The sequence below is a fragment of the Botryobacter ruber genome (assembly GCF_003347595.2).
GTDB lineage: Bacteria > Bacteroidota > Bacteroidia > Cytophagales > Hymenobacteraceae > Pontibacter > Pontibacter ruber_A.
On record NZ_QCZK02000061.1, the window covers coordinates 1 to 20,779 of the forward strand.

Annotated in this window: 19 protein-coding genes; 10 read left to right on the plus strand and 9 right to left on the minus strand. The window is 52.4% G+C overall.

Annotation, left to right across the window (positions count from 1 at the left end):
* Positions 1–279: 279 nt before the first annotated feature.
* On the minus strand, positions 280–1,224 hold the full coding sequence (locus DCW36_RS21490) for a manganese catalase family protein (RefSeq protein ID WP_114780598.1): 945 nt from the start codon (positions 1,222–1,224) through the stop codon (positions 280–282).
* A gap of 236 nt (positions 1,225–1,460) precedes the next feature.
* On the opposite strand from DCW36_RS21490, the gene DCW36_RS21495 reads away from it, so the two are divergent.
* From DCW36_RS21495 to DCW36_RS21510, 4 genes are all read left to right on the plus strand, one after another.
* Positions 1,461–3,584 carry a copper-translocating P-type ATPase gene (locus DCW36_RS21495; protein ID WP_170312527.1) on the plus strand — a complete coding sequence of 708 codons (2,124 nt, stop codon included), beginning with the start codon at positions 1,461–1,463 and terminating at the stop codon, positions 3,582–3,584.
* A 17-nt stretch (positions 3,585–3,601) separates the two neighbouring features.
* Positions 3,602–4,087 (plus strand): hypothetical protein, encoded by a 486-nt coding sequence (locus DCW36_RS21500; protein WP_114780599.1) that lies wholly within the window; start codon positions 3,602–3,604, stop codon positions 4,085–4,087.
* A 23-nt stretch (positions 4,088–4,110) separates the two neighbouring features.
* A complete protein-coding gene (locus DCW36_RS21505; RefSeq protein ID WP_114780600.1) occupies positions 4,111–4,380 on the plus strand; it encodes a hypothetical protein in 270 nt (89 codons plus the stop codon).
* 197 nt (positions 4,381–4,577) lie between these two features.
* Positions 4,578–5,411 (plus strand): formate/nitrite transporter family protein, encoded by an 834-nt coding sequence (locus tag DCW36_RS21510; RefSeq protein ID WP_114780601.1) that lies wholly within the window; start codon positions 4,578–4,580, stop codon positions 5,409–5,411.
* On the opposite strand, the gene DCW36_RS21515 is transcribed toward DCW36_RS21510, so the two are convergent.
* A complete protein-coding gene (locus tag DCW36_RS21515) occupies positions 5,408–5,650 on the minus strand; it encodes an SHOCT domain-containing protein (protein ID WP_240676272.1) in 243 nt (80 codons plus the stop codon). The two genes, DCW36_RS21510 and DCW36_RS21515, sit on opposite strands and share 4 nt — an antisense overlap.
* A 64-nt stretch (positions 5,651–5,714) precedes the next feature.
* Entirely contained in the window at positions 5,715–6,722 is a 1,008-nt protein-coding gene (locus DCW36_RS21520) for a potassium channel family protein (RefSeq protein WP_114780602.1), read from the minus strand.
* Between the two features lie 246 nt (positions 6,723–6,968).
* Between DCW36_RS21520 and DCW36_RS21525 the strand changes: the two genes are divergently transcribed.
* A complete protein-coding gene (locus DCW36_RS21525) occupies positions 6,969–9,425 on the plus strand; it encodes a multicopper oxidase domain-containing protein (protein WP_394344826.1) in 2,457 nt (818 codons plus the stop codon).
* A gap of 608 nt (positions 9,426–10,033) precedes the next feature.
* Here the strand turns inward: DCW36_RS21525 and DCW36_RS21530 are convergent.
* Positions 10,034–12,358 (minus strand): TonB-dependent receptor, encoded by a 2,325-nt coding sequence (locus tag DCW36_RS21530; RefSeq protein WP_114780604.1) that lies wholly within the window; start codon positions 12,356–12,358, stop codon positions 10,034–10,036.
* Between the two features lie 249 nt (positions 12,359–12,607).
* On the opposite strand from DCW36_RS21530, the gene DCW36_RS21535 reads away from it, so the two are divergent.
* A complete protein-coding gene (locus DCW36_RS21535) occupies positions 12,608–12,994 on the plus strand; it encodes a transmembrane 220 family protein (RefSeq protein WP_114780605.1) in 387 nt (128 codons plus the stop codon).
* Between the two features lie 64 nt (positions 12,995–13,058).
* On the opposite strand, the gene DCW36_RS21540 is transcribed toward DCW36_RS21535, so the two are convergent.
* From DCW36_RS21540 to DCW36_RS21560, 5 genes are all read right to left on the minus strand, one after another.
* On the minus strand, positions 13,059–13,553 hold the full coding sequence (locus DCW36_RS21540) for a hypothetical protein (protein ID WP_114780606.1): 495 nt from the start codon (positions 13,551–13,553) through the stop codon (positions 13,059–13,061).
* Positions 13,554–13,592: 39 nt separating this feature from the next.
* On the minus strand, positions 13,593–14,201 hold the full coding sequence (locus DCW36_RS21545) for a DUF2231 domain-containing protein (protein WP_114780607.1): 609 nt from the start codon (positions 14,199–14,201) through the stop codon (positions 13,593–13,595).
* A 240-nt stretch (positions 14,202–14,441) separates the two neighbouring features.
* Positions 14,442–14,657: a hypothetical protein gene (locus DCW36_RS21550; protein ID WP_125185259.1), complete on the minus strand. Its 216-nt coding sequence runs from the start codon at positions 14,655–14,657 to the stop codon at positions 14,442–14,444.
* A 334-nt stretch (positions 14,658–14,991) separates the two neighbouring features.
* Positions 14,992–15,732, minus strand: a complete 741-nt coding sequence (locus tag DCW36_RS21555; protein ID WP_170312528.1) for a (Fe-S)-binding protein — start codon at positions 15,730–15,732, stop codon at positions 14,992–14,994.
* A 2-nt stretch (positions 15,733–15,734) separates the two neighbouring features.
* A complete protein-coding gene (locus DCW36_RS21560) occupies positions 15,735–16,580 on the minus strand; it encodes a hydroxymethylglutaryl-CoA lyase (protein WP_114780754.1) in 846 nt (281 codons plus the stop codon).
* 578 nt (positions 16,581–17,158) lie between these two features.
* Between DCW36_RS21560 and DCW36_RS21565 the strand changes: the two genes are divergently transcribed.
* The 4 genes from DCW36_RS21565 to xseB all read left to right on the plus strand — a co-directional run bounded on the left by DCW36_RS21565 (position 17,159) and on the right by xseB (position 20,748).
* A complete protein-coding gene (locus tag DCW36_RS21565; protein ID WP_114780608.1) occupies positions 17,159–18,211 on the plus strand; it encodes a CNNM domain-containing protein in 1,053 nt (350 codons plus the stop codon).
* Entirely contained in the window at positions 18,201–18,749 is a 549-nt protein-coding gene (locus tag DCW36_RS21570) for a GNAT family N-acetyltransferase (RefSeq protein WP_114780609.1), read from the plus strand. The genes DCW36_RS21565 and DCW36_RS21570 overlap by 11 nt, the downstream gene beginning before the upstream one ends.
* A 168-nt stretch (positions 18,750–18,917) precedes the next feature.
* Positions 18,918–20,483 (plus strand): exodeoxyribonuclease VII large subunit, encoded by a 1,566-nt coding sequence (gene xseA, locus DCW36_RS21575; protein ID WP_114780610.1) that lies wholly within the window; start codon positions 18,918–18,920, stop codon positions 20,481–20,483.
* Positions 20,476–20,748: an exodeoxyribonuclease VII small subunit gene (xseB, locus tag DCW36_RS21580; protein WP_114780611.1), complete on the plus strand. Its 273-nt coding sequence runs from the start codon at positions 20,476–20,478 to the stop codon at positions 20,746–20,748. The genes xseA and xseB overlap by 8 nt, the downstream gene beginning before the upstream one ends.
* Positions 20,749–20,779 lie beyond the last annotated feature (31 nt).

The window sequence follows — 20,779 nt, forward strand, 5'->3', positions numbered from 1 at the left end:
ATCGCTTCTTAAAAGTTTGGTCGCTTCTAAGATACGCTACAACTCTACTTTTTAATCAAGCTATATCCCCTTCTTATATCCGTTGCAACAAAGTCGTTACACAGGCCTGGGGCCGTGGCCCTGGTACAGGTAGCGGAGCATGCGCCACTGCGGCTCCAGTGCCCAGCTCCAACAGCAAAGAGGGTCGGTGTAGTATGTTATCTCCACCGACCCTGCCTGTTGTTTGTTGCTTGTTCGTTTGCTTTCTTTATCACTTATAGGTACGCTGTTCGCCCTTTGCTACGGGCGCTTGTGCGGGTATTCGCACCATTGGTTTTCTCCGCTTGGCACGGCAGCTTTTACTTTTTTGCTGCGCTCCTTGCTCAGTTCCTTGTTCTTTTTCTCCACGTCTTTCAGAGTGCGGTCGGTACCTGTTGGCTTGCTGTCGAGCATGCCGTTGGTGTCTACCACATGCTTGAACGGATCATCAATGTACTGCCAGGTTTCGCCCAAGCCCGGGCTCTTGCCTTCGTTCCAGGGACCTTTGACATCGGCACCGTTCGACAGGTTAAAGTAGGTATTGCTGTAACGCGGGTCGCCCTGCAGCACCCCCGGCGGGAAGTTTGGCTGAATCGATTCCAGCGCCGCCTCAAACATCTGGAAGTGCGCCACCTCGCGGGTCATCAGGAAACGGAGCGTTTCTTTTACATAGGGGTCGTCGGTAAACTGCATCAGGTATTCGTACACAATTTTGGCACGCGACTCGGCCGCAATATTGGAGCGCAAATCAACTGTCGGGTCGCCGTTGGCCGTCACGTACGAACCCGACCACGGCACGCCCTGGCTGTTGGTTACAGTTGGACCGCCGCCGCTCAGCACAAAAAACTGCGGGTTCATCATCGCGTTGTGAATGAAGTTTTCCTTCTTGGCCTTGCCATCGAGCAGCTGCATAATCTCTGCCTCTTCCGCCGCATTTTTCAGCTCGCCATTTATCGGCCCCAGCAGCATCTGGATGGTAGCACCCACAATTTCGAGGTGGCTGAATTCCTCGGTAGCAATATCCATGAGCAGATCATACTTATCCGGATGCGGCTGGCGCATGCCAAAAGCCTGCACAAAATACTGCATGGCTGCTTTTAATTCGCCGTTGGCTCCCCCGAACTGCTCCAGCAGCAGGCTGGCAAAAGCCGGGTCCGGCTTGGAGACACGGGCATTGAATTGTAACTCTTTTACGTGATAAAACATGTTACCTCCTTTTTAAGTATTGTTTAAACTGTAGTTATTGAACGAACAGGCTGGCTATCGGTTTAGGTAACTTACCATTTAGCAGAAACAGCAACCACGTATTTGGCAGTCTACTGTCGTAACGGCCCATCAGCTTTAAGAACCGGCAACCGTACCCGGTTTATCATCAAAAGCATTTTTCATAGTACAAAAACAATTTCATTTAAAAAGCAGTAGCATAAAAGAGGGCTTTTGTCATGAACCACGAACACCATCACCACCACAATGCAAAAGAGCAGGCGGAGCGAAAAGCAGGTAAGGTAGAGGAACGCCTGGAAGAGAAAACCCTGCACGGCCACACCGCCACCATGCACCAGGACACACGCCACCACCCGCCCCACGACGAACATGCCGGGCACGAAGCAGGCGGCCACCACGACCATCACCGCATGATGATCGAAGACTTCAAAAAACGCTTCTGGATTTCACTTGCGCTTTCTGTTCCCGTCATCGTCATCAGTCCCATGATCCAGGAGATACTGGGCTACACGCTCGACATCCCCTACCACATGTTCATCGCCTTCGCCCTCTCCAGTGTAATCTTTTTCTATGGCGGCTGGCCATTCCTGACGGGGCTGGTGGAGGAAGTGAAGAAAGGAACGCCGGGCATGATGACGCTGATCGGCGTAGCCATCACCGTGGCCTACCTCTACAGTTCCGCCGTTGCCTTTGGCCTGAAGGGAATGGACTTTTTCTGGGAACTGGCAACCCTCATCGTGATCATGCTGCTGGGCCACTGGATTGAAATGCGCTCCGTGCTGGGCGCATCGCGGGCGCTGGAACTGCTGGTAAGCATGATGCCCGACGAGGCGCAACTGCTGAAAGACGGGCAAACGGTGACGGTAAAAGTAGAGGAACTGCAACCCAACGACCTCATCCTGATCAGGCCCGGCGAAAAAGTACCCGCCGACGGGGTGGTGGCACAGGGCAGCAGTTACCTGAACGAAAGCATGCTCACCGGCGAGAGCAAACCCGTACAGAAACAGCAGGACGACAAGGTTATCGGCGGCTCCATCAATGGTAACGGGTCGCTGCAGGTGCGCGTGACCAGCACGGGCAAAGACAGCTACCTGAACAAGGTGATTACGCTGGTGCAGGAGGCGCAGAAAACAAAATCGGAAACGCAACGCCTCGCCGACCGTGCCGCCAAATGGCTCACCTACATCGCCCTGACCGCAGGCTTTGCCACACTCGCCGTCTGGCTGCTGCTCGGGCAGGAATTTGCCTTTGCCCTCGAACGCATGGTTACCGTAATGGTTATTTCCTGTCCGCATGCGCTGGGGCTGGCCATTCCGCTGGTGGTGGCTATCTCTACAGCTGTGTCAGCTAACAACGGGCTGCTCATCCGCAACCGCACCGCCTTCGAAAACTCCCGCAAAATCACCACCATCATTTTCGACAAAACCGGTACCCTTACCCAGGGCTCGCACGAAATCGCCTCCGTGGTCACGTTTCGCAACACCATCGATGAGCGGGAGATGTTGCGGCTGGCGGCGGGCGTGGAGCAGAACTCCGAGCACTTTATTTCGCAGGGCATCCTACGCCGGGTAAAAGCAGACGGCATACCCGTACCTGCCTCCGAAAACTTCAACTACCTGCCCGGCAAAGGTCTGGAAGGCACCGTGGAAGGCAAAGACGTAAAAGTGGTCGGCCCCAATTACATCAGGGAATTCAACATACAGGTACCTGCCAGCGAGGCGGAAGAAGGAGTGGAAACGGTGGTGTACGTGCTCGTGGAAGGGCAGCCTGCCGGCTACATCACCATGCGCGACCAGATTCGGCCGGAGTCGGCCGGGGCCATTCGGGTGCTGAAGGATAACGGCATCAAAAACCTGCTGCTCACCGGCGACAACGAGCGTGTGGCCAGAAGCGTGAGCGACAAACTCGGCATGGACGGCTACCTGGCCAACGTGCTGCCGCACCAGAAACAGGAAAAGGTAAAGGAACTGCAGGCGCAGCACGAGTTTGTGGCCATGACCGGCGACGGCGTAAACGATGCTCCCGCCCTGGCCCAGGCCAATGTGGGCATCGCCGTTGGCTCGGGTACCGACGTAGCCGCCGAAACCGCTGACATTATCCTGGTGAACAGCAACCCGCAGGACATCGCTTCGCTCATCCTCTTTGGAAAAGCAACGTACAAAAAGATGATACAGAACCTGATCTGGGCCACCGCCTACAACGTCGTCGCCCTGCCCCTGGCCGCCGGCGTGCTGTATAAGCAGGGCATTGTGGTTTCGCCTGCCATTGGCGCTGCCCTGATGAGCCTGAGCACCGTAATTGTAGCCATCAATGCACAACTCCTACGAAGACAAATAAAATAACCTAAACCTGATAAGCTATGAAAAACTCCTTTTTAACCGCTGCCATCCTGCTTCTGCTGGCAGCAACAGCCTGCCAGCGCGAGGCAACCGTACAGGAAGTAATGGACTCCGAGGCCAAACGCCAGGAGGTGTACAGCATGATTATGGAAAACCCGGAAATGCGCCAGGAAATGATGCAGACCATGAAAGATCACCCGCAGGGCGGTATGATGATGGGCGGCGGCATGATGGGCCGTGGGCACATGATGGGCGACAGCGCCGGCATGATGATGGGCGATACAGCCATGATGGGCGGCATGAACCAGCAGCAGATGCACAACATGATGCAGAAAATGATGACTGCCTGCGCCCAGGATTCCGCCAACTGCAACATGATGTCGCAGATGATGATGGGCCACCGCCAGATGATGCAGAACATGATGCAGCACATGCGCCAGCAAGGCATGATGGACGATGCCTGTTATCAGAAAATGATGAGCAACATGAACAAAATGCAGAAGTAAACCTCCTAATATTCTACTTGTTTATGACCAATGTAAGCACAGACCATCCCGCCGGCATACCCTATATAGAATTAACGGATGAAGGACGAAAAATTTCGTTTCGGAAGGACTGCCTCGGGGAGCTCAAAATATTACGAAAGGTAAACGAAAGCGATTGGGAAACGCTCATCCAGCGGACAAATCCGCCTTATGTTGACCAGGAAGCTTTTCCGCGTGGAACAAAACTGACCTATGCCATCGAACTGGAACTGCACAACGAAAAAAAGGAGTACGAACTGGAGGTAAGGCTTTGATGAAAAAACTTTAATTTCTGGTTTCTGAGCTGCTGCCAGGGGTTCTGAAAAGTCTGCTGCACCTGCCACCACAGCCACTGCTGCTGCACTGAGGCTATGGTGGCAGGTGCCACAGGAATGGACAGCGCTTTAGAATAACTGACAGGAGCTCAAATGGAATTTTAAAAAATGAAGCGAAAGAGCAGGAACATATAGGTATGGCAGAGAAAAAAGATGCTTTTGCCCATGAACAGGTAAAAGAAACAGGCAACTCCCCTTCTGCCCAGGATATTCACGATGCCATTTACAAAGAGGCCGAATCAGAACTGGAACGCCCCACGTTTAACCTCTTCTGGTCCGGCCTGGCAGCAGGCTTGTCTATGAGTTTATCCATGATTGTGGAAGGTGTGCTGGAGGCTTACCTGCCTGAGGCGGAGTGGACGGTGCTGGTTTCCAGCTTCGGATACAGCATGGGCTTTGTGATTGTTATACTTGGAAAGCAGCAACTGTTCACGGAGAACACACTTACCCCCATCCTGCCGCTCCTGCACCACAAAACCCTGAAGAAGTTCTGGAATGTGATGCGGCTGTGGGGAATAGTGCTGCTTGCCAACCTGCTGGGAACCTGGTTTGTCGCCTTAGCCGTAGCGCATACGTCGGCTTTTAGCCCGCATGTGCTGGAAACATTTGCAAAGCTGGGGCATGAGGCCATGGAGCCTGGCTTTGGCACTGTCATGCTGCGGGGCGTGTTTGCCGGCTGGCTCATTGCCCTGATGGTCTGGCTGCTGCCTTTCGCCGGAACAGCCCGCGTCTGGATTATTATTTTAGTCACCTACGTAGTTGCCATTGGTCACTTCAGCCACGTAATCGCTGGCTCTATGGAAACCTTCACCCTTGCGGCTATGGATGAAACCTCCTGGGTTAACGTGTTCCTGCATTACACCTTTCCATCCCTGATCGGGAACATACTGGGCGGCGTGGTTCTGGTGGCGGCTATTAACCATGCGCAGATTATGGCAGGTAAGAAAGAAAAGTCGCATACACAGGCTTAGTTTCCTTTTTCCAGTTCCCTTTTCCTTAAATGATACTCTTCCGTGTCTATTTCTCCTGCGGCATATCTTCGTTTAAGTATGTCAAGAGGCGTTTCCTTGGTTGTATGTTTATTCCGGATGTACCAGACCCCGACAAAAAAGATGATGATAAAAAAAATGAACCAGAATATCCACCAGAATGCATGCATTGCCCAAAAATCATCGTCCATGTGCCACATAACGCTCTCGTTTGTTTTCACACTTTTTTACGATTTTAAAAGGCAGTCAGGTAAACGAGCTGAGTAATTTATTCTAACAGGTGTCCTACTCCGCAGGATGGTAAACCTGTGCCCACGTCCAGCCGTCTTTCTCCAGCAGCGCTGTAAGAAGTTTCCGGCGTTCCTTCAGTTCTTGCGCAAATACCTGCTTTACATTTTCCGTACTTTCCCGGAACAATCCCTGCCTGTCTAGTTCCCCAAGGTCTGGAGCCGGGGCATCTGCATGGGCTGTTGCATCTTGCAGAAAACTCTCCTGCATCGTTTCCAGGAACGTATCCAGGGTTGTTTGCAGCATCTCCATTTTTAGCTTATCCTGCTCAGCAGCAAACCTGAGCAGGTGGTACGCTTCATCAAGCAGCACAATAGCCGGAGCAACCGTCAGCTTCACCTGGTTGTTGTGGAAGTAGTGAATAACCGGGTAAGCGTGGTGGTTCAGGGTGTGCTGTATAAGCATCTGGCACAGGTCCGGTACGTTGTCGAAAAAGCTTGAAAAATCTTTCCCGTTCCAGCTGTTGAGCAGGAGCTGCTGCGGTGTGCGGCCCATGCCGCTGATGTACAAACTCAGCTTACTCTGCAAGCCCACAGCAGAGAGTACGGGCACAAAATAGGTAATAGAAGCGGTTATAAAGGCCAGTCCGGAGAAAGCCGCCAGGCTGGTAACGATGCGCCAGGCATCTGTGGTGGCTATGTAATCGCCAACGCCCAGCGTAGAGAGCGTGAAACCGGCGTAGTACAACTTTTCCAGCGGGGTAGTAACGGCAAGGGTACTGCTGTTTACAACGGAGTCTGTGTCGGAAAGCAACAGCAGAAACAAACCCGACCATAGGCCGATTACCCAGACCAGAAGTATGGAAATCAGCACAGCAGGGCCAGCATAGCTAAGCAGCGCCGACTTACCGTTTTTTCCTGAAACAACAAAGAACAGCTTCCACACTCCTTTAGAAACAACTTTCGTAATTCTTCCGCCACCATTCGACGAGAAGGTAGTTTTAATAAGGTCGGATACGGTTACCAGAAAAAGTACTATCCCGGAAATGAAGTACAGGTAGTTCATAGCAGGCAGCTTTGTTTCTGACAGGTAAACGGAGAATAAGGCTGTGGAGTTGGAAACACTGCCTGCAGGCTGTAGTTCTTACCTGCTGCAATCCCCTCTAATTTTCCAGTTCCAATAAAGAAGTCACAGATACAACACTGGCTTCTGTTTACAAGTATAACACTGTGAACATACCCGCAGGCAGCTGAAGCGTTGCAGAACTACCTGCTGTAAAAATGACTAAAAGTGACACCAGAAGCTACTACTTTGAAAAGAACGTATTCATACATCCTGTTCCTGCTCACATTTTTTTTATGTTTTCCTGAAGCTGTCTGCGCCCAGGCCGACACCGTAGTGTACCACCTGACCATCGACCAGCAGCAAGTAACCATAGCCGGGAAATCGAGCAGCGGCATGACCATCAACAACACCATCCCCGGACCAACTCTGCGCTTTACAGTGGGCGATTACGCTCAAATATATGTTACCAACAAGATGCCCGTAGAAACCTCGATACACTGGCATGGCATCTTGCTGCCCAACTTTTTTGACGGCGTGCCTTACCTGACCACCCCGCCCGTAGAGCCCGGCACCACATTTAAATACGAGTTCCCGATAAAGCAGACCGGCACCTACTGGTACCACTCCCACACCGGCCTGCAGGAGCAGTCGGGGGTGTACGGTTCTATTGTGATTGAGCCAAAGGAAAAGCGCCTGGCATACGATACCGACCTGGTGCTGGTACTCTCCGACTGGACGTTTGAAAAGCCGAAAAATGTGCTTAAAACACTGAAACGTGGCCTGGAAATTTACGATATACAAAAAGGCACTTCCGTTCCGCTGAACCGCGTTATTGCCCGGGGAGCCCTGGGCGCACAGCTCAACTTCTGGAAACAGCGCATGGAGGGAGCAGACATCGCAGATGTTTACTATCCTGCTTTTCTTACCAACGGGCAGCCGGTGCGGGAGTACCCGGAGTTCAGGCCCGGGCAGCGGGTACGGCTGCGCGTGATTAACGCCGCCGCCTCCAGCCAGTTCTGGCTGACCTTTGGCGGCGCTCCCCCGCTGCTGGTTGCCGCCGACGGCCCCGACGTGGTGCCGGTAGCGCACAGCAAAACCTTTATCGCAGTAGCCGAAACCTACGATTTCCTGGTAACCATTCCGCACCATGGGAAAATAGAAATGCGGGCCACCGCCCAGGATGGCTCCGGCCATACCTCCGCCTTCCTGGGGCAGGGACCTGTGCTTGCGGCGCCTGAAATTCCCCGTCCCGATAAAATTGCCATGATGCAGCAGATGGCAGCCATGAAGATGAAAATGGGCGCCCCCGCCACAAAATTCAACCCCAGCGAAGAGGAACCTTACGAAATGATGAAAAAGTGGGGCATGCAGATGGAGGAAGGCATGCAAATGGACCACGGCCAGGAGATGGAACACCAGGAAATGCCGCAGCAAAAAGAGTCGCAGCCCATGCACCAGCACGAAATGGACATGAAGCAGGATACGGCCAAGGGCAAAATGGACCATTCCATGCACGGCACGGAAATGCATAAAGACACCGCCGCTGGCATGGAAATGGACCACGCTAAGATGGACCACAGCAAACATGGTAAAGCGGCTGATGCCATGCAGATGAACCAACCGGAGGCCAGAAAGGGAATCGGGATGCAGCACGAAGGCATGCCGGGCATGGCGATGTTTTCGGAATTCAACTACGACTACCTGAAAGCCCCGGAACCCACCGACTTCCAAGCCGATAAGCCTGTACGCGAAATCCTGCTGAACCTGACCGGCAACATGGTGCGCTACATCTGGAGCATGAACGGAATCCCGCTGAAAGAAGCCGACAAAATAAAAATCAACCAGGGCAAAGTTACCCGCATTACCCTCAACAACCTGACCATGATGCACCACCCGATGCACCTGCACGGCCACTTCTTCCGGGTCATCAACGAACACGGGGAATACTCGCCGCTCAAACATACCGTGAATGTGGCGCCCATGCAGAAAGTCGTTATCGAGTTTGATGCCAACGAGTACGGCGACTGGTTTTTCCATTGCCACATCCTCTACCACCTCGATGCCGGCATGGCCCGCATCTTCAGCTACGATACGCCCCGCGACCCCAGGCTGAAAGGATACCCGCTCAACATCCTGACAAACAAGAGCAATCATTTCTTCTTTTGGGGTGCCGTGGACGCTGCCTCTCATATGGGTGAGACAAGGATGGTGTTGTCGAATTTGCGCAACCAGTTTGTCCTGACCACCGAGTATGGCTGGAACAAGAACCTGGAGGCGGAGCTTACCTACGGCAGGTTCCTGTATGACTACCTGAATGTGTTTGCCGGCGTAAACGTGGAAAACGAAGGGGAAGACAGCCTCGATGAGATTGAAACCACCGCCATTGCCGGTATCCGCTACCTGACGCCCTACATGTTCAACCTCGATGTGCGGCTCGACAACAAGCTTCGTCCGCAGGTCAGCCTGAGCCGGGAAGTGCTGATTTTCCCCCGCACCTTTTTGTTTGGCGAGTACGAGTACCAGGCCGACTTCGGCTGGGTAACCGATTTTGCCCCGGAAGAAGGTACCGGCAAAACAGACAACTACCGCAGCGAAAAAACCTGGAACCTCGGGCTGGAATACCTGGTGTCCAAAACCTTCTCGCTGATGGGCAGCTACGACAACCGCTTCGGGGCAGGCGGAGGCTTAACCGTGCGGTTTTAGCCGCACTTCTATCCTTCGGAATAAAAATAACTGATGTTACGAACAAATTTACTTTAGAAGAAAAGTCCCCCTTTGAAGGGGGTAAGGGGGATGAAGTACGGACTGCGAGCAATTACAGGACCAGAAGCCAGTTCAGCACTATTTTGTTCGCAGATATTAATCATCCCCCTACCCCCTTCAAAGCTAATCTTGTAGGGAAAATATTGAACATTATATTATGCCTATTGACATATTCATAGATACATACCGCCAGTTTGAGCGTAGCGGTAACTGGTGGTTGTCCATGAGGCCAGTTTGTAACTGGCGTGGTTACAAAAACACGAATTTTCAGCTACGCCAGTTGAAAACTGGCACCATATATAGCCACAAGTTACCGCTGCGCTCAAACTTGCGGCAGGAATCATTTTATTATTCCATTTTTTCACTACAAGATTAGCTCAAAGGGGGACAATAAACTTTCTGCGTAACATCAGTAATAAGACTATTGCAAACTTACTTCTGTGCTAATCCGGGATACCAACGTGCTGAAAAGCTTTGCTGCTCCAGCCACCACAGCCTCTGCTCCTGCATTTTTATGTTGGCTCAGGATGAAGCACCTTTATCGCCTGCTAAAACTCCAGCCGATAGCTCAGGAACGGAATCAGGGTGAGCTGGTACTTCTTTACCAGTTTCTTCTGGCGCACGTCGTAATAAGTATAGGCCAGGTTTTGATGGTTGGTGGTATTCTGCAAATCAAGGGAAATGGTACGCGTGATGCCCGGCTTGTTTTTCCGGAAACTGATGCGGGTGTCGAGGCGGAAGTAGTTCGGCATCTTCTCTGTAAAAGCCAGCTGTTCCTGGTAAACCGTTCTGCCAGCAGCTTCTGACGCGGCTACGTCTATTGGTGTCTGCCGCAGCCCTCCCAGCCAGAGCACACGGGCATTGATGTTAAAGCTTCTGGAGGCATTCGCCTTCTGCCGCTGCGCAAATTCTTTCCCGGTAGTAAGAGTAAAGGTGTAGTTGCCGTTAAACTGCGTGTCGCGCCACACCTGGTCGCGGCTCCGGTACCTGGAATTGTAGAGGCTGCCGGTGGCAAGCGCATAAAACCCCTGTGCCAGCAAACGCTCCGCCGAAAGCTCCACGCCGTAGTTCCTCCCTTTGCCCTGGCTTACCAGCTGGTCCGGCACAAAAAACTCCAGCTGGTTTAAGCTGCTGTAGGTAGAAGCACTGTTGCTGCTGACAGGCACCTCATGCAGTTCCTGCCAGTACACCGCTGTTTTTAGCAGGTAATGTTCCTTAAAAGCGGTGTTCTGCTCTATCGTAAAGTGGTCTGCTTTAAGAAAGCCCAGGTCGCGGTTTCCGCCATAGGTGAGCGCCTGAAACGGTGGCAACTGGCTATGGCGGCCATAAGCAAAGCTGATGTTCTGCGTTGGCTGATACGCCCACTTCAGGGAAGCGCGCGGCTCCAGCGAGGAAGCGTTGTTATAGGCAAAGCGGCTGTAGTGCAACCCATAATTCAGCGTCAGGTCCTGCGACAGAAAGTAATAGGCATTGAGGTAGGGTTGCCATAACATTCCCCCCGCACTACCTGCTTTCTGGTTAAACAACTGCCCTGTTTCAATGTTCCGCTCATAATTCCGGTTGCTGAAATAGATATGGTTTGCCACCAGTCCCGGTTGAAAGAGCGATTTGCCAACCCGGACAGTGCCGTAGCTATGAAACGAGTGTTGCTGCTTGCTGATATCGTCAAACTCTATTTCGCTTTTAGAAAAATCACGACTTAGGTAATCAGCTGTTCGCCCGCTTTCTACCCCGGATAACGCATAAGCCGACCGGATAGAAAAATTAGGCGTTACCCGCAGCTGGTGCGTCACACCCAGGGCGCCCATATCGTTGTAGAAATCGATATCGTTGCGGTCTTTCTGGTAAACCCACTGCGTTGTATCGCGCTGCGCCTCGAAACGGGTAATGCTTTTGCCGCCCATCCCGAACACGGTAAAATCGCCGGCTTTTTTGGTAGGTAAATGTACGTTAAAGGAAAGGTCCTGGAAATTGATTTCTTCATCGCCCAGCGGGACGCCCATGGCACTAAGCAACCCAATGGTGGAGTAGCGGTAATTCACCAGGTAAGAGCCTTCGTAATTCTTTGAAAAAGGGCCTTCGGTTGCCAGGTCGATGCCAATCAAACTCAGCTGGAACGTGTGCTCCCGCTGCTGGTTATTGCCTTTGCGCAGGCGCATGTCAAACACGCCACCCAGCGCGTTGCCATAGCCCGCCGGAAACGCGCTGTTCAGAAACCGCGAGTTGGCCAGCAGCTGAGTACTCAGGATGTTCACCCCGCCCCCGTTCTGCGTCGGCCTGTCGGATACGGTGCCGGCATTGGTCAGGTGATTCGGGTTCACAATATCCACGCCTTCGAGGCGCCAGAGCAAATGATTCGGGCTGTTGCCCCGCACGGAAATATGGTTCGCCTGGTCGTTTGCCGTCACCACCCCCGGAAACGAAGCGGCCAGCCTGGCGGGGTCGTAGAATGTGGCGGCATAGCGCTGGGTCTGTTCGATGGTAAAGGAGCGGGAATTCAGTTCATCCAGACCGGCACGCTCCCCTGTACTCACGGCCACTTCGGGCAACTGCCGTGCCGCCTCCTCCAGCCGTACATCCAGCACCGTTTCTTTGCCGGAAATGTGGAGCACCTGCAGCACCAGGTCCTGGTAGCCCAGGTGCGAAATTCTGATCGTATGTCTGCCTGCAGGTATGTCTCTTGCAACAAAATGCCCCGACTCGTTAGTAGTGGTGATATAGGGCTGCGGCTGCACGGCAATGCTCACCGTAGCGTCAGGCAGCGGCGCCCCTGTTAGTTGCTCCCGCACGGTTCCGCGGATGGTCTGGCCGGGCTGCGCCTGCAGGGCAACCGAAAACAGCAGCAGGAAAAACAGGAAAGGTACTCTTAGCATAGATTCACGTTGTGGTAAATCGGAACAAAACTTCCGGGAGGTAGATTTGTCAAAATTATTAATTTTAATCCAGGAAAAAGTTTTCCGGTTGGCAGATGTCGCCTGCTGCTGCTAAAAATTCTTCCTGCAAGCACCGCGAAACCTGTTCACCAGCATAAAAAGCCTGGCATTTTGCTTTTTCACTGCCATAAATTTAGTATACTGCTTCAAAAAACATCCCTTGTTTGCTTACCTCAAAAGAAAACCTGTATGAAAGCACTGAACATATTTTTTGTTATCCTGTTTGTGGCCGCTGCAGCGCTGCAGTACAACGACCCCGACCCGCTCACCTGGATCGTGCTTTACCTGTACGGTGCTGTTCTATGCTTCATGGCTTTGCGGGGGAAATACCTGCCGGTGTTGTATTGGGCAGGCCTGGGGGTTTACCTTATCTATGGCCTCTACCTCTTTTTTGACGAACACGGGGTCATCAGCTGGGTACGGGACCACCAGGCCGAAAACATTGTGCAAAGCATGAAAGCCACCAAACCCTGGATAGAAGAAACGCGGGAATTCTTCGGATTGCTGCTCCTGGTAATCGCTTTAGTCGTAAACATGGCCTGGCTGCGCAGGCGGCAAAAGCCTGTTGCAGGCTAACATCAGCAGCACAGGTGTGCCTGTTTCTTTTCTGCAGCTGCCACCACAGCCACTGCAGCTGATTTTATCCTACTGAAATTAATGCGCAGAACCAGGGGCCGTTATTGTCCTGCGAGGCAGGTTGCAGCTCCTGCCAGTGTGCCTGTTCGGGCAGTTTGATGGCGGCTTTACCGGCATGTTCATTCCGCACCAGGAGCAGGAAAGTATCTTTAAAACCATGCGCTTTCAGCGACTGCAGGAACTGCAACTGCGCTTCCAGGTCACCGGCTTCTTCCGATACCGTTTTATTGTACACACTCACCTGCACCGCGTACTGCTCTTTTCCTGCCACCTGGTACACGTACAGGTCGATCGCTTCCCGGTTAAGGTCATCTTTCATGGCCTCTACCACCACCTCTCCCGCATTCCGGGAAATTTGCAGGCCGTAGTCCTTCTCCTTCAGGTGCTGCTGTAAAAAATTGGCCAGGTTGTGCAGTAGCCCGGTCTTGTTATAAATGGTGATGTTCTCCGCTTCTCTGGCGAAAGCGAAAAATTCCTGAAGTAAATGCTGTAGTTTCATCGGTTGCCTGTTAAATAAAAAATTGCCTGCCGCCGTTTGCTAATGGTGCTGCTCCAGGTACCTGCCTTGCGCCCCCACTCCTTCGATGTAGGCCAGTTGTGAGCCGTAGTGGCCTGCCAGGCTTACAAAGGTAGCGGCAGCCACCACAAACAAGGCAATAACGACCTCTGCAACCCGTTTCCGGTTAAAAAAGAAGTGGCTTACGGCTTTCCCCACCACTGCTATCCCACTGATCCAAAGGGTATAACTGGCGAATTTCTCATGTATCTCCAGCACCTGCTGCGTTCTGTACGGAAGCTGCTGCGTGTGGGGGTGCACAAAGTAAATAGCCACAACAGCTCCGACAAAGCCTCCGGCCAGCAGGACCATTGTTACCCAGCTCAGCTCTCTCCCGAACACAAAAAAAGAGGCAAGCTGTGCTACGGCAGCTAAAAGCAGCAACACCAGCGGGAAGTGCACCACCAGCGGGTGCAGCGTCGGGAAAGAACCAAAAGAAGCTGTCAGGTCGCCGTCTGCGTAAGCATGGGCTACCAGTTCGCTCTCCGCCGTATCCTGCCCGTTGTGACCCTGCGAAGCAATTACCTGCACAAAGGCAACAAGTACCAGGAGGAGTGTAGCTACAAACAGGATGGCAGGTGATTTCTTCATAGTGGGTGCGTTTAGGTGCGTTTAGGTGCGTTATCGGTTACACGTAACCGGGGCAGCGGGATTTATTTCCCGGAAAGAGCAGCAGCGGCTGTGATGGCAGCTGCAGTACTGAAAATGGCAGTAACAGCAATGGCAGGGCATATCAAAATCCAAAGACCTTGTATGCCCTGCCATCCGGTTAAATTAAAGTTAAAAGTAAATCTTACTCATAATCTTCACGCATTTAAACCATTATGCCGGTTAGTGTTCCATTTCTGTTCCCGGCTCAATTGTTTCGGTTTGCGTTTCCATCGTGGTATCTATATCCATGGTTGTTTCTTCCACTTCCAGTTCAGATACGGTTGTGTCCCTGTCTATAACAGTTCCCTCATCACTACCGGCACCGTCATTGCCCCCACAGGAGTAAAGGCTGAAAGAACCTAGAACGATGGCGCATGCAAAAAATAGCTTTCTCATTTCTTTTTGTTTTAGTCTTACATTGATTTAGTACTTCGTGTTCAAAAACCGAAGCTGCATGTTATACAATCTATAGAAGGTACGTGTTACGAAACATTAAAGATATGTAGCGATGCTTTTCAGGGGTGGTCCGGTGATAAGAGCGGGAGGATTCCGCTTTCTGCCTGTTTCCCGTACTCCTTCTTTTCCCGGGGCAGATCGCCTGCAGGAGGCTGTAGTGCAGCCACTTACCCCGAGGAGCAGTGGCTATGGTGCCTGCAGCAGAAAACAAAAAAGCCCCTCCTTTAAAGGAACAGGCTTTAAAATATTGATTTGAAACGGAGCAGAAAATGTTTTACCAGCCAGCAGCCAGCACATCTACAATGTGCATCGTTTTAATGGGCCTGTTCTGCTTTTGTATATACGCCTCCAGGTGCATCAGGCAACTCGTATCCGTCGACACGATGTAGTCTGCCCCGGTGGCCAGCGCGTTTTCTACTTTCTGCTCGGCCATGGCTACCGAAATGGCTTCGAACTTAACGGCAAAGGTACCGCCAAAGCCGCAGCAGGTTTCGCTGTCGGCCATCTCCAGCAACTCCAGCCCCTGCACATTTTGTAACAAAGCACGCGGACCTGCTTTTATGCCGCATTCACGCAAAGCGCTGCACGAATCGTGGTAGGTTACTTTACCGGGCAAAGCAGCTCCGGGTATGCTGGTGATGCCCAGCACATCGGTCAGGAATTCGGTGAGCTCGTACACTTTTTTCTGCATGGTGCGGTACTTTACCAGGTTCGACGACTTCACGAAAATATCCTGGTATGCATTCCGGACCATGCCTACACAGGAGGCCGTAGGGCCTACAATGTAGTGGGACGTTTCGTTGGAGAAATCGTCGAGGAACTTGGTTGCCACTTCGCGGGCCTCGTCGAAAAAACCGGCATTAAAAGCCGGCTGCCCGCAGCAGGTCTGGTTGGGATTGTAATGCACTTCGCAGCCCACTTTCTCCAGCACCTTTACCATGTTAAGGCCTGTTTCCGGGTAAAGCTGGTCCACGAAACACGGAATAAAAATATCTACTACTATTCTTTTTGCCATAATTATAAAAAAACCGCGCCAGACGCAGCCAGCGCTTTTTGGAATGCCTCCTTATTCAGGTTCAAATTTAAACCAATATTCTCGAAGTAGGCGATCAAATTTTCAGTTGGCATGTTTCCGACCAGTTCATCTTTGGCCATGGGGCAGCCGCCAAAGCCCCGGATGGCGCCATCGAACCTGCGGCAACCGGCAGCATAGGCTGCTTTTACCTTTTCCTCCCAGGTGTCGGGGGTGGTATGCAGGTGTGCGCCAAATTCAATTCCGGGGAAAGCCGGGATCAATTGGCTGAACAGGTAGGTGATATTTTCAGGATTCGAAACGCCGATGGTATCGGAAAGCGATACAATTTTTACATCCAGCTGCTGCAGTTCCTCCACAAACCGGATCACCTGTTCCGCGCTCCAGGGGTCGCCGTAGGGGTTGCCGAAGCCCATTGAAATATAGATCACCTGCGTTTTGCCCTGCCTGCTGCAGATCTCCTGTATCTGGGCCACCTGCTGCAGGGCACTGGCGATGCTCTTGTTGGTGTTGCGCTGCTGAAATGTTTCGGACACCGACAGCGGGAAACCCAGGTAGGTAATCTCGGGGTGTTTTGCTCCTTCCTGTGCCCCGCGCACGTTGGCGATAATGGCGAGTAGTTTGGAGGTAGTGTTGTCGAGGTTGAGTCTGGCGAGTACGGCTGCCGTGTCGCGCATCTGTGGAATTGCTTTCGCCGAAACAAAACTGCCGAAATCCAGCGTATCGAAGCCCACCTGCAACAGCATGTTCAGGTAATCGGCTTTGGTTTGCGTGGGCACAAACTGCTTCAGCCCCTGCATGGCATCCCGCGGACATTCAATTAGTTTCATCTTAAAGCTTTTAACGTAAAAAAACAGGCAGATTGCGCCCCTGTGGTGCAGCCAAATCCCTTTTTGCAAGCTTCTGCTCCTGCCACCACAGCCTCTGCTCCTCCCGGAAATACAAAATTGCGGGAAAACGGCAGCTTTCCAGGTGCCAACACAGTTCCGCTGTTTTGCTGCTGCAGCCACCAGAGCCACTGCACCTGCTGGTAATTTCAGGCGATACAACGGCTGTTACCCCAATGCCACCTAATCTTGTAGGAAAAAATGGAATAATAAAAAGATTCCTGCCGCCAGTTTGAGCGCAGCGGTAACTGGTGGCTATGTATGGTGCCAGTTTTCAACTGGCGTAGCTGAATATTCTTGCTTTTGTAACCACGCCAGTTACAAACTGGCCTTATGGGCAACCACCAGTTACCGCTGCGCTAAAACTGGCGGTAGAAAATACTTATAAAAAACAATTTATTTTTTTATAATACAAAGTTATCTCTACAAGATTAGCCATGCCACAGGCACGCCAGGCGTTTGTACACTATTTTACCTACACGCGTATACTTAGTTGCCAGTAAATATCGGGAAAAAACTCCATGGGTTTATTAATCTTTTACCTGCTTATCGCACTTTTCTTCTCCTTTTTATGCTCCGTGCTGGAGGCCGTTCTGCTCAGCATCACCCCCTCCTTCGCCAGTATTACAGCGCAGCAAAACCCGGACCTGGGCAGACGCCTGCAGGCATTCAAGGAAAACATCGACCGTCCGTTAGCTGCTATTCTCACGCTGAATACCTTTGCCCACACTATTGGCGCTGCGGGTGTGGGTTCGCAGGCGCAGTACCTTTGGGGCGACGAGTACCTGGCTGTTATTTCCGGTCTGCTCACGGTTATCATTCTTATCTTCTCGGAAATTATTCCCAAAACCATTGGCGCAAACTACTGGATGACCTTAACGCCTTTTACCGTGCGGGCCATCACCGTTATGATTTACTCGCCGCTCTACCCCATCATCATCCTATCGCAGTTCATTACCAGGCGACTGAAGAAAGACAAAACCAAAAGTGTGCTGAGCCGGGCCGATTTTACAGCTATGGCCGAAATCGGTATAAAAGAAGGCATTTTCCGGAAAAGCGAATCGCAGATCATCCGCAACATCCTGCGCTTCAACAACATTTTGGTGCGCCACATCATGACGCCCCGCACCGTTATCTGGGCAGCCGACGAGAAAATGCTGCTCAAAGATTTTTTTAAATCTGAATCCAGCCTCCGCTTCTCCCGCATCCCCATCTACCACGAAAACATCGACAACGTAACCGGTTATGTCCTGAAAGACGAAATCATGCACAAGCTTATCGAGCACAAGAGCCTGCTGCCGCTCAAAGAGATCAAACGGGCTATTTATGTTGTGCCGGACCACACGCCCATCCCGACCCTGTTCCAGAGCATGGTCGACAACCAGGACCACGTGGCGCTGGTGGTAGATGAATACGGCGGAACGGCAGGACTGGTAACCATGGAAGACATTATTGAAACCTTGCTTGGCATGGAAATAATGGACGAGATGGACAATGTAGCCGACCTGCAGACGTGGGCACGGGAAAACTGGCGGAAACGGGCCAAGTGGCTCGGAAACCGGTATGAAGAATAACATGCAGCTGGTTCGGGTGCAGGATGCTGCCTTTCCAGCTTTGCCAGCCTTACAGCAGCTGTACGAATCTTGCTTCCCGGAAGTGGAACGGCGCGATTTTAATCAGCTGCTGCAGCTGCTCAGCCAGCCGGATATGTACCTGCACGCGCTGTTGGTTGACGACAAACCGGCCGGGCTGGCCGTGCACTGGCAACTGGATCAATTTACTTACCTGGAACACCTGGCTATCGAGCCCGAATACAGGGGCTGCGGCTATGGCAAAGCCATCGTGCGCTGGCTCCTGGAGCAGCCGCCACCGAAGCTGGTGCTGGAAGTGGAGCTACCAACCTGCGAAACAACCCGGAAACGCATTGCCTTCTACGAGCAACTGGGTCTTACCCTCCAGAACGCTTTCGATTACCAGCAGCCACCCTACCAGCGGCACGGACAGCCGGTACCGCTCTGCCTGATGGCTGCCCCTGCCCTGGCTTCTGCAGAAGAATTTAACCGTGTTTCGAGCTGTATCCGGGAGCGGGTGTACGAGCGGTTTTACGGGTAGCGGTCGTTCTGGCCTTATATCAATAAAATACTATATAAATTTTATTTCGAACAGCTGCAATTGTTTTTTGACCTCCCGGTTCAAAAGTATAAATTTGGTAATCAAAGCAGCCGTTCCCGCAGTAGCAGGCCTTCCGGTTGCTGTTTCATCACCCTTAGCGCCCCAGGCATGACCCAGTTATTTTTCAGGCAATCAACCGCTTCCGATGCTTCCACGGCTCCGCTGACGCTCTTTGAGCTGCACCAGCAGATCAGGGAGGAGCTGGAACTGGCATTCCCGGATAGTTACTGGGTGGTGGCCGAGATAGCACAGGTAAACCCCGACCGGCGCAAAGGCCACTGCTACCTCTCGCTGGTAGATAAGGAAGACGCCCCGCGCGGTCAGCTGACCGCACAGGCACGGGCTACCATCTGGAGTAACCGCTTCCAGATGCTGGGCCGGTATTTCGAAGAGAAAACCGGGCAGCCGCTAAAGGCAGGGCTCAAAATCCTGTTTCAGGCGAAAGTGCGTTTTCATGAAATGTATGGCCTGAGCCTCGACATCCAGAACATCGACCCCAACTACACTATCGGCGACCTGGCACGGCAGCGGCAGGAAACCCTGAAACAACTGGAAGCGGAGGGGCTGCTGGAGGCCAATAAACTGCTGGAGCTCTCACCAGTGCCACAGCGCCTGGCCATTGTTTCGTCTGCCACCGCTGCCGGTTACCAGGATTTTATACACCAGCTCCACCACAATGCCTTTGGCTACACCTTCAGCACGACCCTGTTTCCGGCAGTGGTGCAGGGCAACGATGCTCCCGCGTCGGTGGCACGGGCGCTGCAGCTGGTAGCAAAACACCAGGAGCAGTTCGATGCCTGCATCCTGATCAGGGGCGGAGGCTCCCAAACCGACCTGAGCTGTTTCGATGCTTATGCCATAGCTGCCGCTATTGGGCGCTCTCCCCTGCCGGTGCTCACCGGCATCGGCCACGAGCGCGACGAAAGCATTGCCGACCTGGTTGCCCATACCCGCCTGAAAACGCCAACCGCCGTCGCCAATTTTCTCGTAGACAGGTGCCATTCCGCCGAGGCATACGCCGAAGGATTAATGGACAGCATCCGGATGTTCAGTGCCCAGAAACTGAAGCTCACAACCGACACACTGGAGCGCCACAGCCTTCGGCTTACGAACCTCACCAACCAGCGCCTGCAAACGGAGAATAACCGGCTCGAGCAGTTTGCACGGGGCTTACTGGTAAAACCAAAATCGTACCTCGAGGCGCAGAAACACGTTACCAGCAACCTGGAGCGTGACATAACGGCTGCCACCCGCGAGCTGCTGCACGCCAAAGAGCTGCAGCTAGGGGAGCTAAAGGTATGTGTGGAGGGAAAAAGCCAGCGCTACCTGCACCTGAAGGAGCACGAACTCAACTCGCTCGTGCACTGCCTCGAAACCGAGGCAAATGGCAGGCTGAAGCGGGCACAGCTGAACTTTGCAAAATATAACGAAAAGCTAAAGTACACTACCCTGCAAAAGCTACAGAACCAGCACCACAACCTGCACCTGCTCGACATGAGCATACAGGCAAACAATCCTGAAAAATTGTTGCTACGGGGCTATACCTTAACATTAGTAAACGGAAAAATAATTAAACGAACAGCCGACGTAAAATCCGGAGATGTAATCGAAACGAAGTTACAGGACGGCTCTATTCACAGTATGATTGTAAACATTGACAAAGAAGATGAATAAGGATATCAGCAGCATGACGTACCGCGAAGCGACACAGGAACTGGAAGACATACTGCGCGCCATCGAAAATGACACCGTAGATGTAGACGAGCTAACCCTGAAGGTGCAACGCTCCTCCAGGCTGATTCAGCTGTGCCGCGAGAAACTGCGCAATGCCGAGAAGGCCATTGACCAGGTGTTTAACGAAGAAAACTGTGAGGAGCCGCAGAAAGCAAAACCTGCGGCTGCCAAAGACGCTCCGGCAAACGGAAAGCTATTTTCTTAAACCGGAGCAAACACAAAAAAGCCGCCACTGT

Excerpts from the sequence above, each read along its gene's own strand:
- DCW36_RS21490 (WP_114780598.1), bottom strand. The coding sequence starts at position 1,224 with ATGTTTTATCACGTAAAAGAGTTACAATTCAATGCCCGTGTCTCCAAG.
- DCW36_RS21495 (WP_170312527.1), top strand. The coding sequence starts at position 1,461 with ATGAACCACGAACACCATCACCACCACAATGCAAAAGAGCAGGCGGAG.
- DCW36_RS21500 (WP_114780599.1), top strand. The coding sequence starts at position 3,602 with ATGAAAAACTCCTTTTTAACCGCTGCCATCCTGCTTCTGCTGGCAGCA.
- DCW36_RS21505 (WP_114780600.1), top strand. The coding sequence starts at position 4,111 with ATGACCAATGTAAGCACAGACCATCCCGCCGGCATACCCTATATAGAA.
- DCW36_RS21510 (WP_114780601.1), top strand. The coding sequence starts at position 4,578 with ATGGCAGAGAAAAAAGATGCTTTTGCCCATGAACAGGTAAAAGAAACA.
- DCW36_RS21520 (WP_114780602.1), bottom strand. The coding sequence starts at position 6,722 with ATGAACTACCTGTACTTCATTTCCGGGATAGTACTTTTTCTGGTAACC.
- DCW36_RS21530 (WP_114780604.1), bottom strand. The coding sequence starts at position 12,358 with ATGCTAAGAGTACCTTTCCTGTTTTTCCTGCTGCTGTTTTCGGTTGCC.
- DCW36_RS21535 (WP_114780605.1), top strand. The coding sequence starts at position 12,608 with ATGAAAGCACTGAACATATTTTTTGTTATCCTGTTTGTGGCCGCTGCA.
- DCW36_RS21540 (WP_114780606.1), bottom strand. The coding sequence starts at position 13,553 with ATGAAACTACAGCATTTACTTCAGGAATTTTTCGCTTTCGCCAGAGAA.
- DCW36_RS21545 (WP_114780607.1), bottom strand. The coding sequence starts at position 14,201 with ATGAAGAAATCACCTGCCATCCTGTTTGTAGCTACACTCCTCCTGGTA.
- DCW36_RS21550 (WP_125185259.1), bottom strand. The coding sequence starts at position 14,657 with ATGAGAAAGCTATTTTTTGCATGCGCCATCGTTCTAGGTTCTTTCAGC.
- DCW36_RS21555 (WP_170312528.1), bottom strand. The coding sequence starts at position 15,732 with ATGGCAAAAAGAATAGTAGTAGATATTTTTATTCCGTGTTTCGTGGAC.
- DCW36_RS21560 (WP_114780754.1), bottom strand. The coding sequence starts at position 16,580 with ATGAAACTAATTGAATGTCCGCGGGATGCCATGCAGGGGCTGAAGCAG.
- DCW36_RS21565 (WP_114780608.1), top strand. The coding sequence starts at position 17,159 with ATGGGTTTATTAATCTTTTACCTGCTTATCGCACTTTTCTTCTCCTTT.
- DCW36_RS21570 (WP_114780609.1), top strand. The coding sequence starts at position 18,201 with ATGAAGAATAACATGCAGCTGGTTCGGGTGCAGGATGCTGCCTTTCCA.
- xseA (WP_114780610.1), top strand. The coding sequence starts at position 18,918 with ATGACCCAGTTATTTTTCAGGCAATCAACCGCTTCCGATGCTTCCACG.
- xseB (WP_114780611.1), top strand. The coding sequence starts at position 20,476 with ATGAATAAGGATATCAGCAGCATGACGTACCGCGAAGCGACACAGGAA.